The 16,097-nt window shown below is 45.4% G+C and carries 14 protein-coding genes; 9 read left to right on the top strand and 5 right to left on the bottom strand.

Annotated features, from left to right (window positions below; genetic code table 11):
* Positions 1–53: 53 nt before the first annotated feature.
* Positions 54–2,045 carry a methyl-accepting chemotaxis protein gene (locus tag AK966_RS01615; RefSeq protein WP_119463416.1) on the bottom strand — a complete coding sequence of 664 codons (1,992 nt, stop codon included), beginning with the start codon at positions 2,043–2,045 and terminating at the stop codon, positions 54–56.
* A 233-nt stretch (positions 2,046–2,278) separates the two neighbouring features.
* Here AK966_RS01615 and hinT point away from each other — a divergent pair, with 233 nt between their 5' ends.
* From hinT to AK966_RS01580, 7 genes are all read left to right on the top strand, one after another.
* Positions 2,279–2,629, top strand: a complete 351-nt coding sequence (hinT, locus tag AK966_RS01610; protein ID WP_099078566.1) for a purine nucleoside phosphoramidase — start codon at positions 2,279–2,281, stop codon at positions 2,627–2,629.
* Between the two features lie 73 nt (positions 2,630–2,702).
* Positions 2,703–4,097: a COG3014 family protein gene (locus tag AK966_RS01605; RefSeq protein ID WP_119463415.1), complete on the top strand. Its 1,395-nt coding sequence runs from the start codon at positions 2,703–2,705 to the stop codon at positions 4,095–4,097.
* A complete protein-coding gene (locus AK966_RS01600) occupies positions 4,097–4,489 on the top strand; it encodes a YcfL family protein (protein ID WP_119463414.1) in 393 nt (130 codons plus the stop codon). The genes AK966_RS01605 and AK966_RS01600 overlap by 1 nt, the downstream gene beginning before the upstream one ends.
* Positions 4,490–4,532: 43 nt before the next feature.
* Entirely contained in the window at positions 4,533–5,123 is a 591-nt protein-coding gene (lpoB, locus tag AK966_RS01595; protein WP_099078569.1) for a penicillin-binding protein activator LpoB, read from the top strand.
* Between the two features lie 34 nt (positions 5,124–5,157).
* Complete coding sequence (thiK, locus tag AK966_RS01590; protein WP_119463413.1) at positions 5,158–6,036, top strand: thiamine kinase; 879 nt, start codon at positions 5,158–5,160, stop codon at positions 6,034–6,036.
* A gap of 75 nt (positions 6,037–6,111) precedes the next feature.
* Positions 6,112–6,651: an alpha/beta hydrolase YcfP gene (gene ycfP / locus AK966_RS01585; protein ID WP_099078571.1), complete on the top strand. Its 540-nt coding sequence runs from the start codon at positions 6,112–6,114 to the stop codon at positions 6,649–6,651.
* Between the two features lie 520 nt (positions 6,652–7,171).
* Entirely contained in the window at positions 7,172–8,461 is a 1,290-nt protein-coding gene (locus AK966_RS01580) for an NAD(P)/FAD-dependent oxidoreductase (protein ID WP_099078572.1), read from the top strand.
* A gap of 64 nt (positions 8,462–8,525) precedes the next feature.
* On the opposite strand, the gene AK966_RS01575 is transcribed toward AK966_RS01580, so the two are convergent.
* From AK966_RS01575 to AK966_RS01560, 4 genes are all read right to left on the bottom strand, one after another.
* A complete protein-coding gene (locus tag AK966_RS01575; protein ID WP_099078573.1) occupies positions 8,526–9,074 on the bottom strand; it encodes a GNAT family N-acetyltransferase in 549 nt (182 codons plus the stop codon).
* 66 nt (positions 9,075–9,140) lie between these two features.
* Positions 9,141–9,911 carry a peptidoglycan binding protein CsiV gene (locus AK966_RS01570; protein WP_172438067.1) on the bottom strand — a complete coding sequence of 257 codons (771 nt, stop codon included), beginning with the start codon at positions 9,909–9,911 and terminating at the stop codon, positions 9,141–9,143.
* Positions 9,912–9,918: 7 nt separating this feature from the next.
* Positions 9,919–13,380, bottom strand: coding sequence for a transcription-repair coupling factor (gene mfd / locus AK966_RS01565; RefSeq protein ID WP_119463412.1), 3,462 nt, complete (start codon positions 13,378–13,380; stop codon positions 9,919–9,921).
* Positions 13,381–13,385: 5 nt separating this feature from the next.
* Positions 13,386–13,955, bottom strand: a complete 570-nt coding sequence (locus tag AK966_RS01560) for a PilZ domain-containing protein (RefSeq protein WP_099078576.1) — start codon at positions 13,953–13,955, stop codon at positions 13,386–13,388.
* A gap of 232 nt (positions 13,956–14,187) precedes the next feature.
* On the opposite strand from AK966_RS01560, the gene lolC reads away from it, so the two are divergent.
* Complete coding sequence (gene lolC, locus AK966_RS01555; protein ID WP_182852556.1) at positions 14,188–15,396, top strand: lipoprotein-releasing ABC transporter permease subunit LolC; 1,209 nt, start codon at positions 14,188–14,190, stop codon at positions 15,394–15,396.
* Positions 15,389–16,096: a lipoprotein-releasing ABC transporter ATP-binding protein LolD gene (gene lolD, locus AK966_RS01550; RefSeq protein ID WP_099078578.1), complete on the top strand. Its 708-nt coding sequence runs from the start codon at positions 15,389–15,391 to the stop codon at positions 16,094–16,096. The genes lolC and lolD overlap by 8 nt, the downstream gene beginning before the upstream one ends.
* The last annotated feature ends 1 nt before the right edge of the window (position 16,097 follow it).

Below are 16,097 nucleotides of genomic sequence, written 5' to 3'. Positions count from 1 at the left end.
AGTCACCCTTCAACAGTCGGTTGGCAGAAATAGCCTAATTAACCATAGTTATACTAAAGCTTAAATTGATGGACCAATTCATTTTGTTGATGTGCAAGCTGAGTCAGTGACTCGTTGGTTTGTGCGATGCTCGTCATGGCTTGGTAGCTTTCATCTGCGATGTGATTGATATCTTCAATATTACGAGCGATATCGGCAGATGTGGCACTTTGCTCAGCAGCCGCATGGGTAATGTGGGTACTCATTTGACTGATTTCCATAATCAGTGCTTGGATATCTTCCATTGAACTATTGGCTTTTGATGCTTGCTCGACAGACATCTCCATGTCATTCATACAACTCTGAATCACTTGATTTGCAGATAACGACCTTGCTTGTAGGTTGCTAATCATCGACTCAATCTCAGTCGTGGATTGGGTGGTCTTGGATGCAAGTACGCGAACCTCATCTGCCACAACAGCAAACCCACGTCCTTGTTCTCCAGCACGCGCGGCTTCAATCGCAGCATTGAGGGCAAGCAAGTTGGTTTGCTCCGCGATATTTCGGATTACATCGAGAATTGACCCAATTTGACCGCTCATTTTTTGGAGTTCAGAAACGGCGGAGACGGATTCATTCAGGCGGGCTTCAAGCTGGTTAATGGTAGAGATATTGCTGCTCATGACATTTCTGCCTTGGTCAGAAGCGGATTCTACACGTTGAACCATCTCTAATGAGCCTTGCGCACTTTGAGCAACTTCTTGGACCGAGTTGGACATTTCTGTCATTGCTGCAGCAACACTTGCTGTCTGAGCTCGCTGCGCATTAAGCTTGGACTGCGCTTGAGATGAAGTTGATTCATTGCTAGTGGCTGTCGAGGCGAGATTCTCAGACGCATCATTAAGCTTCACTAGAATATTATGCAGATTGTCGGCAAGCGTGTTGATGTGACCACTGACGCGGCTGAATTCGTTGTTGTAACGAATGTCGATACGCTGTGTCATGTCACCTTTAGCAAGACTTTCGAGCACTGTTAGAATGCGTGTAAGTGGTTCTCGAACACTGTGAGCGATATGGTAACCAATTGCGGTAGCAAGCAGTACCACCACCACGCCAATCACGATGGCTTTCGTCACACCTTGTGAGTAAATATTTCCTGCATCTGCGAGTGATTCATTCAATTGCTCTGTTGCTGTAGTAGTAAAATGCTCCAGTATTGACATACTAGAGTCGACTTTAGCGGCGAGGTTGGCAATGTTATTGTAAAGTGCTGCTCGTGCAGATAGGTAGTTGTTGTGTTGGTCTAACACACCACCACGCATACCCACGTCACGGGTAAATTGGTCGACAGTCTCACCGAACACATCTTTAAGTTCAGGCAACTGAGCCACCAAGCCGTTGAATGCGTAATTCAGATGAGTTACCGCCTTACGGTTTTTTGCTACGGCTTGCGTTACAAACTCTGGATTTGAGCTCGCTAACGCATCTGACGTAATGACTTCTGCATCTTTTAGCTTAATAAAATAGCTTTTTGCCATCACTTTAACAGAGATTCTGGATTGATCGGCCACGAACTCTTTCAGACCAACCGAAAGCTCTGTGTTCAGTTGTTGGAAGCGACGAGAAGACTTTTGCACTTCTTCTTGTGCAACAAACATCGCTTCGTAGTTGTCCATGGCTTCCTTGGCTTCGGAAAAGTAGCTTTGCTCAAGTTCTTTAAGCTGAGAAAAAGGTTCGGCTAGGGAAGGATAGGTTTGGCTAGCAACCTCGAGTTGACTCAGAGTGGCTTTAAATTGTTGTTCAGATTTGACAAAACCCTGACGCATTTCATCCATACGTTGTTTATTTTCGGTCGTTAGAAAGTCCTTAAATGACTTGTCGGCAGAAAGAAGCTCGACGCTGGTTTGGTTAGATAAAGAGACTAGCGGCAGGGATGATGTGGAGACATTCTCAAATTTTCCATGAATATCGTTCATGCCTCCCATCATAATAGCAATCGTAATAGCAAATAGGATGATGATCAGCGTGAAGCCTGCATACATCCGTTTAATAACTGAACCTCGCATAAATGAGCGTCCTCTCCCAAAAAATGGCAAAATAAATAAGAAATTTCTTAAAAGTAACAAAAGTCTTTGGATTTTATGGAATTGTAGGCGCACGTTTTATGACGCACTCGACAAAAAAAGCTTCTCCATAAGTATATATATTGATAACGTTATGTGAACACTGTTTTTTATTGAGCTCATTTTGGGCTTAACGCATACTAAATAAGTTACACACCTTATGAAATGGAGTACCCATGGCGGAAGAAACCATCTTTAGCAAAATTATCCGTAAAGAAATTCCAGCAGAATTACTGTATCAAGACGATCTTGTTACCGCGTTTCGTGATATCAACCCACGTGCGCCAAGCCATATTCTTATCATTCCTAACAAGCTGATTCCAACTGCAAATGATGTGGAAGCAGAAGATGAAGCGATGATGGGACGCTTGTTTACCGTTGCAAGAAAACTGGCGAAAGAAGAGGGCATTGATGAGGATGGCTACCGCTTGATCGTTAATTGTAACTCCCATGGTGGGCAGGAGGTTTATCATATTCATATGCATTTATTGGGCGGCCGCCCTTTAGGCCCAATGGTATTAAGTTAATTATTAAGAGGTGGATGAAGCCTCTTCATCCACTTTTTCATTCCGGTCAGATTACACATTTGTGGAGATAAATGTGAAATATGGTGTGAAGCTATTTGGATTGATTAGCTGGTCCCTACTTACTACTGGGTGCGCGAATTTTTCCGCAGGCAACTTGTTCAGTCATTACAGCGATCAAAATAAAGAAATCTATCAGGCTGTCGTTGCTGGCGAATATGCCAAAGCTGAGCAACTTCAATCGAGTGATGCCGGAGGCGACATACTTGGCAACTTTGAGCACGGCAGAGTCTCTTTTCTTGCTCAAGATTACCCCACCAGCTTAAGCGCATTAGAAGTCAGTGAACGTGCCGTGCGTAAGCAACAAGAGCGCGCCACTATTTCAGCAACCGAAACGGTCACCAGTATTGGTTCGCTTGCCGTTAACGACAATTTAAATGAATATCAACCCGCCGATTATGAACTCGGCTTTTTGCATTTATACCTCGGTCTAAATTATTTACAGAAGAATGATCTTGAAGGGGCTTTAGTCGAAGTGCGTCGTGCCAACCTAGTTCAGGAAGAGGCGAGAAAAGCACGTGAGAAGCAACTTAAACAGGCAGAAAAAGACCTTAAAAACCAAGGTGTTTTGACTGACTTAGGGAGCGTGCTTGCCAACTACCCGGATGCAGGCAAAACGCTGAGTGCGGTACAAAACGGCTACTTATTCTATCTTTCAGGTTTACTCTACGAAGCATCACGAGATTTGAATAGTGCGTATGTTGACTATCGACGAGCTTTAGCGGTTATGCCCGATAACAAGCAGGTCATTGAAAGTACGATGTATGCAGCAAAGAAATTGGGTATGCGACAAGACCTGCGTTTGCTAGAAAAACGCTATGGTAGGGCACCATCCGCTTTGAGCAAATCTCAAGGCAGAGTGATCATTATTGATGAACAAGGTGTGGTAGAGGCATTGCAGGGATGGCGAATTGACTTACCGATTTACGATAGTCGCGGTGATGGGGCGATTTACTCTTTAGCGTTACCTTATTACCCCAAAAGTGGATTGCAAACATTTACAGCTATGACGCTTAACGGAAAGCCTTTGCCTGCCAATACGCTGGTGGATGTTAATGCGATGGCACAGAACGATTTGCAAGAGCGTTTAGCCAGTATTGTCATTCGTCAAGCGATGCGCGTTTGGGTCAAAGATCGCATCAGGAAAGAAGCGGCACAGGGGGATGACGTTGGTAATCTGTTGTTTAACGTTTGGAATACATTAACAGAGCAGCCAGATACGAGAAGTTGGCAGACGCTACCTGCGCAGGTAAAAACTGCCTCTCAAGTCGTTAAGCCAGGAAAGCAGCGCCTAGATATTGGCGATAAGGTATATCAGTTTGAAGTGCCAATGCAGCAAACAACCTTGGTTTGGGTTTCTCGTCAGGGAACGCATTCGACGGTGTGGCACAAGCAATTAGGGAGATTGTAATGAAAGCGTGGTTTATTAGCTTGGCAGTGATTATCGGTTTAGTCGGATGTGCAGATAATACGGCCGGTATTCGAATCGACGGGCAAACACAAAATGTATTTTTTAATAACAATGTGTTGGGCAGCCGTTTGTTGGTCGACAACATAATCACAACCTATGTGGATGACCGTCCAAGAGGTATAGTGCAGTTGAGTAGCAACTACAAAGCGGACCAACATATTCTTTATCGCTTCTATTGGTACGACAACAATGGTCTGGAAGTAAACACCAACTCTGGCCCTTGGCGCAAGATGATCGTACGTGGATATGAACAAGTGACACTTTCTGAGGTGACGGTGAATCCAAACGGCACTCAATTCCGAGTTCAAATCAGAGAAGCTCAAGATAATTAAAATTTCGGCGGCGATGCTGCGAAAATACAACTAAGGAACTTTCATGAAAAAAAGTATTATTGCTCTTTTGGGTCTCGCCGTAATTTTGGGAGGGTGTTCAAACAAAGTCTCTTACGGCGATGCGCAGGCGACAGAAACCACCACCATCGATTTTGGTTCGACGGATCTACAAAAAATTGCTGGAGATATGGTCGACAGCATGATGATGTCAGGTTCTGTCGCGGCTATTACTCGTGACCAGCGTCCTATTGTTTTTGTTGAACGTATAAAGAACAAGACAAGTGAGCATATTGATACCGAATCGATTACCGATACGATTTCTACCAAAATGCTTAACTCTGGTAAGTTCCGTTTTGTTGATATGGCTCGCGTCGAGTCCGTTCGTGAGCAGCTTAACTTTCAAAACAATGATGAACTCGTAAATCAAAGTACGGCCATTCAGTTTGGTAAAATGGTTGGCGCGCAGTACATGCTTTACGGTAATTTGTCGAGTATCGTGAAAAACGCGGGTAGTAATAAAGACGTTTACTACAAGATGACTATGCGCTTGATGGATCTAGAAACAGGTTTAATTGAGTGGGCAGACGAAACTGAAATTAGAAAAGAACAGTCTAAAAGTTTATTTGGCCTCTAATTAGGTCGTATGGCGCAACGTGGAGGAGTGGTTGATGGCGTGGTTTTCTTGGCAACAAGCGAAACAGTTGGATCCGAGCCTTAATGCGCTCGATGACTTCTTCACGGTACCTCCAGTGAAAGTACAGATTGTCACTGGAGGGTTAACCAATCGTTGTTGGCGATTGGAGTGCTCACAAGGTTTTGCTTATGTTTGGCGGCCAACCAGTCATGTGTGCAAAGCCTTTGCTATTTCTCGTCATAATGAACATCAAGTTCTTAATGCTATCTCACCATTAAATCTTGGCCCTAAGCCAGCATTTTTGCATGAACAAGGCTTGTTGGTTGAATGGCTTGATGGAGAGACGATCACTAAGCCAGGCATTGAGTTGGATGAGTTACTGCCGATCGCAGTGACCATTCATCAATATCCGTGTCAGACAATCCCTCTCGTCCCTTTCTCTTACCTATCTCGGGTTGATCATTATTGGCTTGAGCTTTGTGGGAGGTATACGGGGACAGTGTTTGAAGCGCTGTATCACAAATGGCGAACCGAGCCGAGTATAGAGCCCATTCCATTGGCACTTTGTCATTTTGATCTTGGTTGTTACAACCTTGTCCGAGGCGATAATGGTGTTAAGGTCATTGATTGGGAATACGCAGGGCTTGCCGACCCAAGACTTGACCTTGCGCTTATTTTGCAATTAGCAGAGGTGCCTATCGAGCAAGGTGTGGCACAGTATTGTCAAACTCGCCAATTAAAAAATGTTTCTATTTGGTTGAAAGGTGTTCAAGCATGGCGTCCTAGAACGATGGTCATGGCAATGTTATGGTATTTACTCGCCTACAAATTGTGGAATGATGAACAATACTTGAACAGTGCACATGAGTTTAAAGACTTATTATGTTTGGAAGATCACTGTTTTGAGAACTGATGGCGTTTTCTCCTTTAACCATGAGGAAATAGTGGTAGTTTAACGTTAAGTGCCAGCATACAGGGAGAGGTACACATGATTATTTACTTGCACGGCTTTGATAGCACAAGCCCAGGTAACCACGAAAAAGTGCTTCAATTGCAATTTATTGATGATGACGTTCGTTTCATTAACTACAGTACACTTCACCCGAAGCACGACATGCAGCACTTATTGAAAGAAGTGTCGAAAGTGATTGAGCAGTCAGATGACCCAAATCCACTCATTTGTGGCGTAGGCCTAGGTGGCTATTGGTCTGAACGAGTTGGGTTTCTATGCGGTATTAAGCAGGTGATTTTTAACCCCAATTTACACCCAGAGAACAATATGGCTAGCCGCATTGACCGTCCTGAAGAATATGAAGACATTGCAACTAAGTGTGTTGAGCAGTTCCGTACGAAGAACAAAGAGCGTTGTTTAGTGATACTGTCAAAAGAGGACGAAGTCCACGATAATTCACAAACAGCGGCGGAGTTGGAGGCGTATTACCGGATCATTTGGGATGATACTCAGACACATAAGTTTAAGAAAATTTCTCACCACCTTCAAACGATGAAGGCATTTAAAGACGCATAACGCCTTCAAGCGACATAGCGGCAATCTTCTAACAGCACTTTTCGAGGTGCTGTTTTTGTATCTGCGTTTCTCCTCCAGTTATGTATGTGCCTATCAAACGCATTACATTTGTTGCAAATGATAACTCTGAATTATGATTTATTGCTTTTGTAGCACGGCAACACTACATCAAAGTAGACGAAAATTGGTCAATCCGCATCAAGAGTAAGGATTTTTTGTTGCCATGAAGGGATTGCTCTATATAATGAAGATGGTAAAAATAATTTGATAAATATCAAAAAAAATTGAGAGCAAGTAATAAACTTGCCTATTTGTTGTCTGAGGTCGTGTTTTTCAGACACGCAAGTCGATGCTAATCATACAATTAACAAGAATAAGTCAATATAAGATGGTATCGGTGTTAATCCAAAGTGAACTTGCCTCTAAACAGAATTCATCGGTTGGGTGCGTTGCGGCAGCATGTCTGTCAGCAAGCATCGGACTGAACCCATATATTCATTTTTTGTAGAGGATAATCATTGTGACACGCATTATCGTTGTAGGCGGCGGTGCTGGTGGTCTTGAGTTGGCGACCAAACTGGGTCGCACTCTTGGTCGTAAAAACCGAGCGCAAATTACATTAGTAGACCGTAAAGCCAGTCATTTGTGGAAACCGTTGTTGCATGAAGTTGCAACGGGTTCATTGGACGAAGGTGTGGACGCATTGAGTTACCGTGCTCACGCGAAGAACCATCACTTCGATTTCCAGATGGGCAGTCTTCAAGATATTGACCGTGAGCGTAAGGTGATCATTTTAAGTGAACTTACAGACGGCCATGGCGAACTTTTGATGCCAAGTCGCGAGCTAGAGTATGACATTTTGGTAATGGCAATCGGCTCAACATCCAACGACTTCAATACACCAGGCGTTCGTGAGCACTGTATTTTCCTCGACAGCCCCGAACAAGCGCATCGTTTCCGCAGTGAGATGAACAACGAGTTCTTAAAACTGCATGCAAAAAGTGGCAACGGCACGGTGGATATCGCTATCGTGGGCGCGGGTGCAACAGGAGTCGAGCTTTCAGCAGAACTTCACAATGCAGTGAAAGAGCTGCGTACTTACGGTTTTGGTGATTTAGACTCTAGCAAGTTAAATGTAAGTCTGGTTGAAGCGGGTGAGCGTATTCTTCCTGCACTTCCACCGCGTATTTCTTCTGCCGCACATCAAGAGTTGGTTAAACTTGGCGTTAACGTACGTACTGCGACAATGGTAACGCAAGCCGAGAAGGGCGGTTTGACGACGAAAGATGGGGAGAAAATTCCAGCACAAATCATGGTATGGGCTGCTGGTATCAAAGCGCCTGATTTCATCAAAGATATCGCTGGGCTAGAGACCAACCGCATCAATCAACTGGTAGTCAAAGGTACGCTGCAAACGACTCGTGACGATGATATTTTTGTCATTGGTGACTTGGCGCAATGCACTCAGCCTGATGGTTCATTTGTACCGCCTCGTGCCCAGGCAGCACACCAGATGTCGAGCCAAGCGTTCAGCAATATCGTGGCGAAGTTAAATGGACGCGAGATGAAGGATTATGTTTACAAAGATCATGGTTCTTTGGTTTCTCTAAGTCGTTTCTCGACGGTTGGTAGCCTGATGGGTAATTTAACAAAAGGCTCAATGATGGTTGAAGGTCGTATCGCTCGTGTAGTGTACATCTCACTCTACCGAATGCATCAAATGGCATTGCATGGTGTGATCAAGACGGGGTTGATGATGCTGGTTGGTCGCATCAATCGTGTCCTTCGTCCAAATCTGAAGCTGCACTAATAGGTAACCCCGGCTAGAGCCAATGCAGATTCCAAGTATAAGCCATCGTATGTCGGTGGCTTTTTTATTTTAAATCACTTGGTAACAGTGAATACACCACACCATCTCTCGGTTTTCCATGAAAGATAAAGCGGTCTCTCGCGATAGTTTCTTTCACTGCGCCAACGGATTCGATCAAAGATTGGCTCGCAGTATTATCTGGATCGCAGACGATTTCGATTCTGGTTAAACTCAGAGTGTCGAAACAGAATTCTGCCAGTGCACTGACCGCTTCTTGAGCGTAACCATTACGTTGGTAGCGATCCGCCACCCAGTAACCAATACTTGCCATATTGAACGTATGATAAAGCTCGTTCACCGCCGCCATTCCAAGTAAATTATTGTGCTCGCGATTGTAGATTCCAAACCCAAGAGCGTCAGTTTTAACCCAGTTCAAGCGGGTGGCTAATAGAAAGTCTTGTGCTTCTTTTAGAGTGATGTGTTTATCAGTCCAATCTAGCCATTTATGTAGGGAAGGGGAATTGGCCAATAAGCTTTGCAGTGAGTGCTCATCTTCTGAAGGGATAAGTCGCAGGGTCAAGCGAGGAGTAATGATTTCGAAATCTGGACTCATGAATGGATATTGCTCCTAGATACAATAAAGCGCAGCAAGCGCTGCGCTTTACTTTAATGTCGGTCGTTATTGAACGCGACGAACTTGGATGATCATCCCCACTAGTGGGTTGTCTAGGTAATGCGTTTCACCACTGCGCATGCGACGTTTTTGATCCAGTCGGTAGCTCTTAAGAAATGTTTCTTGTGTGACGGTTGGCGATATCTCTACTAGGTTACCGACTTGCACATTACCTTCTACTTCACCAAACTCGTCAGAGATTTGCTCTGCGGGTTGTGCTTCTACTCGGACTTCACGAACACTCGGTTCACGCAGGTCCAATGTGGTTTCGGCAAACAAATAGTGCTGAACATAGATTTGAATCTTACCGTCTAACTCGTAAAGTGGGCCGCTGATAACTTCTTCGCTGTAGCCATCGGTCATCAATGTTTGAGCATCGCCAGTGATTGGACTGCCATCCGCATAGTAAGAACCTGAGAAATCGCGACCACCAACGATTCGAAAAATTGGCGCGCTTGCTTTACCGCTGTCTCCTTGTCGCCATGCCACGTGCTTCAGTACTTTAAAGCCGGCATGATTGTTTAGCGCCGCTGCTTGAGCATTGAGTTGGAAAGATGAACGCGGCAACAGTGTTACACCTTTTGAGCTTCGGTAAGAGTCATTATCGAGGCTGCCGACATTACTCATTTCGATGGTTGGCAGTTGGTTTGGCCATGACTCACTGGTGCTTTCAGTGTCGATTGCTCGCTTGAAAATAATCACTTCAATATCAAATTGACGTTGCGCCCAGGATGGCATGGAGACACAAAGAAGCAATAACGGGATCAGTATTCTCATTCGACTATTAGCTCGTTGGTAATAAATTTTGTTTAAAATCATTCAGCAAGTCTTGTACGAACTGAATGCGTTTTCGTCGGTCTGTTAATGGTACGCTAAACTTGAACTTAGTTGGACCTTCCATTGCAAATTTTTGCGGCTGTGATTGCAGCAGTGTAACTAAATACGCTGGATTAATGTCAGCATCCGGGTAAAACTCAATAAATCCCCCCTTATCATGGGCTTCCAGCTTTTTAGCTTTGATCGTTCCCGCTCCAATTTTCAGCTCAGAGACTGTTAGGAGGTTCTTAGTTGCGTCAGGTAATAAACCAAAGCGATCAATCAGTTCGACTTTAAGCTCGGAAAGACCTTCACCGTCCGTTACGCTCGCAATACGCTTGTACATTGACAGGCGAGTGTTTACGTCAGGGATGTAATCGTCCGGCAGTAACGCAGGAATGCGTATCTCGACTTCTGTTTGTTCGCGAAGCAGTTCATCTAGCGATGGCTCTTTACCTTCTTTCAATGCTTCAACTGCTTGCTCAAGCATTTCCATATACAGTGTAAAGCCAACTGATTGAATTTGACCACTTTGCTCATCACCTAATAATTCACCCGCGCCACGAATTTCTAAATCATGAGTCGCCAGTGTGAAGCCTGCACCAAGATCTTCGAGTGAGGCGATGGCATCTAAGCGTTTAATCGCATCCTTAGTCATGGCTTTTGGATGCGGTGTCAGTAGGTATGCGTAGGCTTGGTGATGAGAGCGACCTACACGGCCACGTAGTTGATGAAGCTGCGCTAAACCAAGGTTGTCAGCACGATCCATAATAATCGTGTTTGCGGTTGGCACGTCAATACCCGTTTCAATAATGGTGGTACACACGAGCAAGTTGAATCTTTGATGGTAAAAGTCGTTCATGATGCGTTCGAGTTCTCGTTCGCGCATCTGACCATGGGCTACAGTGACACGAGCCTCTGGAACGAGTTTCTGCAAATCTTCAGCAGCTTTCTCAATGGTCTCTACTTGATTGTGTAGGAAATATACCTGACCGCCACGCATGATCTCACGCAGCACCGCTTCACGAACGACAGACTCTTCACGTTGACGAACAAACGTTTTGATCGCCAGGCGTCGAGCAGGAGGCGTGGCAATGATCGACAAGTCACGCATTCCACTCATCGCCATGTTTAAAGTTCGTGGTATTGGCGTTGCAGTGAGTGTTAGGATGTCGACATCCGCACGCATCGCTTTTACTTTCTCTTTTTGGCGTACACCAAAACGGTGTTCTTCATCGACAATCAGAAGACCAAGATCTTGGAATTTTATATCACTCGACAGCAACTTGTGTGTACCTACAACAATATCGACTTTGCCATCGGCGACATCTTGAAGAATGACTTTTTGCTCTTTGGCTGATTTAAAGCGCGATAATACTTCTACCCGGATCGGCAAGTTAGCAAAACGATCACGGAAGTTTTCAAAGTGCTGCTGTGCCAAAAGGGTGGTTGGTACCAGTACCGCGACCTGTTTATTGTTATCGGTAGCGACGAATGCCGCACGCATTGCGACTTCTGTTTTACCAAAGCCAACGTCACCACAAACAAGACGATCCATGGCTTTTGCTTGGCACATGTCGGATAGTACGGCATTGATTGCCATTGCTTGGTCGTCGGTTTCTTCAAACGGGAACGTTGCTTTGAACGTGGCGTACTGGCCGCGATCCAGCTGGAATTTGTAGCCAGGTTTAAGCTCACGTTTTGCGTAAACGTCCAGCAGCTCTGCCGCAACGTCACGCACTTTTTCTGCCGCTTTACGACGCGCTTTTACCCAGGCTTCACCCCCAAGCTTGTGCAGTGGTGCACTTTCTTCTGCGCCACCCGAGTAACGGCTGATGAGATTGAGCGATGACACTGGTACGTATAACTTGGCATCATTTTGATATTCCAGCGTTACGTACTCGGTTTTCATGCCGCCCGCTTCAAGGGTTTGTAGACCAATGTACCGGCCGATACCATGGTCGATGTGAACGACAGGTTGTCCCGGCTTTAGCTCTGCCAAATGGCGGATTACGGTATCGCTGTTGACCGCTTTTTTGTCTTTTCGGCGACGCTGAATGACGCGATCGCCAAGCAAATCACTTTCACAAATCAGAGCGAAATTGAGCTCATTATGAATAAAGCCGTGTTCCGCCGCCCCTAGCGTCAGGCTGAATCGGTCATTAGAGTCGAGAGCTTGGTATAGCGAACCATGAACAACAGGTCGCACTTTAATACCTTGTAGTAGTTCTGTGAGTGCTTCGCGACGGCCTTCTGATTCGACCGAGAAGACGATCTTGCCAGTGAACTGTTCACTGAATTGACGTAGACGCGCAAGGGGTTCTTTGTTTTGTTGCTGTACCCCAAGTTCGGCAAGTGATTGTACCGCAAGATTCTGGCGACCACCGCGGCTTGGCACTTTATCAAGGCTTAATTGAGCTTGTGGCAACAGTTTAAAGTGGCTAAATAGTTCTTCTTTCTTTAACCACAACTCGTGTGGAGCAAGCAGTGGGCGTAACGGATCAATTTTCTTTTGGTCGTAGCGATACGCGACATCATTTAAGAAGGTGTCTACTGCCGCTTCTATATCACCAAAAATGATCAGTTGAGAATCTTGTGGCAAATAGTCGAACAGTGTTTCGGTATGATCGAAAAATAGTGGTTGCCAATACTCAATGCCTGCCGGCCAAGTGCCTTTGGTGACCTGCATGTAAATCGACTCTGGTTCGCGTCGCGCCTCAAACTGAGTACGCCAACGGGTGCGGAAATCTTCAATCGCAATTTTGGTCGTCGGAAATTCATGTGCAGGCAGCAGTTGGATCTGCTGGATGTCCTCGATGGAACGTTGATTCTCGGGATCGAAGGTTCGGATGGTATCGATTTCGTCATCAAAAAAGTCAATGCGGTATGGATCTGAACTTCCCATTGGAAATAGGTCGATGATCGACCCACGGCTTGCATATTCACCCGGCCCGAATACTTGATCGACATGACGGTAACCAGAATTTTCCAGTTGAACACGCAGTTTGTCTAGTGAGAACTGATCGCCAGTTTTGACCATTAGGGTATGTTTCAGCAAGAAGTCTCGAGGGGACTGACGCTGCAAAACGGTGCTGACAGGGACAATCGTTACCCCGCCACGTTGATGTGGCAGTTGGTATAGACGGGCGATGCGGTCAGAGATGATCTCCTGGTGTGGAGAAAAGTTATCATAAGGCAGTGTTTCCCAATCAGGAAAGAGACTCACTGGTTGGTCAGTAAATTGTTCGATTTCTGCTTGTAGTTTTAGCGCGATTTGTGGATCGGGCACCACAAGTAGCGAGTGACTTGAATGTTGTTTCGCTAGCTCCGCAATCGCCATCGGCAATGCTGCTCCGGGTAGATTACCGAGCTGTTTTTTGTCGCCACGTTCGGAAGGATTGGTGACGGAGAGAATCGTTGCTTTTGTCATGGTAATTATTTGTTATCTCGCTCTAATGAACGCTGACGTAGTAGTTTTTGTTGTTGGTATAGCGCGGCTTTGATCAGTAAATCTTGGTCGGTTTCTCTGAGCAACTTGTATCTAAGCGTGATGACAAAGCCTTGTTCTGAAGGTTCGCACTCTACTACCTGAGCGTAGCAGTAAATGGCTGCTGCCGGATGGTCTAAAAAGAGTTTTACGCGCACGACTTGTTCTACATCTATCTCAATATCCGATCGATAACTCAGTTGACTCGCTCCAAACTGAGTGGTTTGGAATCGCACCATTGCCTCATCTTGCTGCGAGAGCATAAAACTGAGCAGTAGGTTGAGTTTAGCATTTTGTGTGTCAAGCAGGTTGATGACGTGTTTTAGCTCTTTGTTTTGTAGTTCAAGACGCGCCTTGTCTGCCAGCATATCTAATTGGCTGAACTCGCTTGCCACGATAAAAGGGGCAGGGATTTCTGAGACAAACGTGTTTTCATCTGGCAGAGCAAAGTCAGACCCTAACGCTTCCACGTTGATCGTCAGGTTATGATGTACGGTGAAGTATTCTTGCTCTGTCATAAATCGGTCCTTTTCTGCCAACGAGCACGCTAACTTAGAGATAGGGCTCTGATTATCGCTAATCAGGATAAGTTATCAAGCTTACCTGTTTTTCTGCTGGAACTTTTTGTTCTAAATGCAGACTTATTGCATGTCGTTGACAAATTTAGCGATTATCTTGTCATCTTCATAGATAGAGTAAGGTAAGATACTCGCTAGTGTACTATCTAAACAATCGGTTGATTTGTCCTATATGTATCATCCTATCTCACTGTTTATTGGTTTAAGGTATCTTCGGGGCCGCTCCGGAGATCGGTTTAGCCGTTTTGTTTCTTATATGTCGACTGCGGGCATCACGATTGGTGTGATGGCGTTAGTAACGGTGCTTTCGGTGATGAATGGCTTCGAAGCGCAATTAAAAGATCGCATTCTAGGTGTGCTTCCTCATGCTGTTATCTCGCAGCAGGATGGCAAAACACCACTGACTGATACCTCACCGGAGTTTATCCAACAAATGTCCTCCATTGCTGAGCCTGAACCTATCGTCCGAGGGGAAGCGGTAATACAAAGCGCTGCGCAACTAACGGCGGGTTATTTGATTGGCATTGAGCCAAAGCGAGGCGATCCGATTTCGTATCATCTTATTGCCGGTCGGTTATCTTCACTGCAAGCGGGCGAATACAATGTATTTTTAGGTCATAGCTTGGCTCGCTCGCTAAAAGTATCTATGGGCGATAAAGTACGATTGATGGTCACCGACGCAACGCAATTTACCCCTTTCGGCCGAATCCCCAGTCAACGTAACTTCACGGTTGCTGGTATTTTCAATACAGGCTCAGACGTTGATGGCCAACTTATGATCGTTAACATGACCGATGCGGCTAAGTTGATGCGTTTTCCCCAAGATACGGTTTCCGGCTGGCGCGTATTTTTCTCTGACCCATTTATGGTGACTGACTTTGCCGATACACCAATGCCGGAAGGTTGGCAATGGAGTGATTGGCGAGCACAGCGCGGTGAGCTTTTCCAAGCGGTGAAAATGGAAAAGAACATGATGGGCTTAATGCTGGGGCTAATTGTTGGTGTCGCGGCGTTTAACATCATTTCTGCGTTGATTATGGTGGTGATGGAGAAGCAATCCGAAGTCGCGATTTTAAAAACACAAGGGATGACACAATCTCAAGTGATGGCAATTTTCATGGTACAGGGCGCGAGTAGTGGTGTGATTGGTGCGATTGTTGGCGGTGCTGTCGGCGTTGCTTTATCGCTCAACCTAAATGCGATTCTGGAAGCGGCAGGCGTTGCCTTGTTTAGCTTTGGTGGCCATTTGCCAATCGTGATTGATTCATTCCAAATTTTATTAGTGGTAGTGCTAGCGATTGCTCTGAGCTTAGCTGCCACTATTTACCCGTCTTACCGAGCATCTTCTGTTAAACCTGCTGAGGCACTTCGCTATGAATAAGCTATTAGAATGTCGTGATATTCGCAAAATCTACCGAGAGGGTTCGCTAGATACTGAAGTGCTGAAAGGGGTCAGTTTTGATATCGAGAAAGGCGAATTGGTTTCAATTGTTGGTTCATCAGGTTCGGGTAAAAGTACGTTGCTTCATATTCTTGGTGCTTTGGACGATGCGACACAAGGCGAAGTGGACTTTTTAGGGCAGAACCTTTCAACACTGAGTTCGAACAAACAAGCGGCAGTGCGTAATAAGCATCTAGGCTTTGTTTATCAATTTCATCACTTGCTGGCGGACTTTACCGCAGTTGAGAACGTGGCAATGCCGCTTCTAATTGGTGGTACTAAGGTCGATAAAGCGAAAGAAGCAGCCCAAGCTTTGCTAGAGAAAGTGGGGTTGGGACATCGCATGGACCATCGCCCGTCGGAGCTGTCTGGCGGTGAGCGTCAGCGTGTAGCCATTGCGCGTGCATTGGTGAATAAGCCGGATCTTGTCTTAGCCGATGAGCCAACGGGAAATTTGGATCATACTACTGCGCTAGCGATTTATGACTTAATGCGTGAATTAAACCAAGAATCAAATATTGCTTTTCTCGTGGTCACGCATGACAACGAGCTAGCAGCAAAGATGGACCGTCAAATGCATATGCAAGATGGTCTTTTGGTGGATCGTTTTACCACCGAACCTGCGTCTGTGGAGGGGTAGT

The sequence above is a fragment of the Vibrio sp. PID23_8 genome, assembly GCF_003584965.1.
Taxonomy (GTDB): Bacteria; Pseudomonadota; Gammaproteobacteria; order Enterobacterales; family Vibrionaceae; genus Vibrio.
The sequence above is the reverse complement of the archived record's forward strand: the minus strand, read 5'-3'. Positions and strand labels throughout refer to the sequence as shown.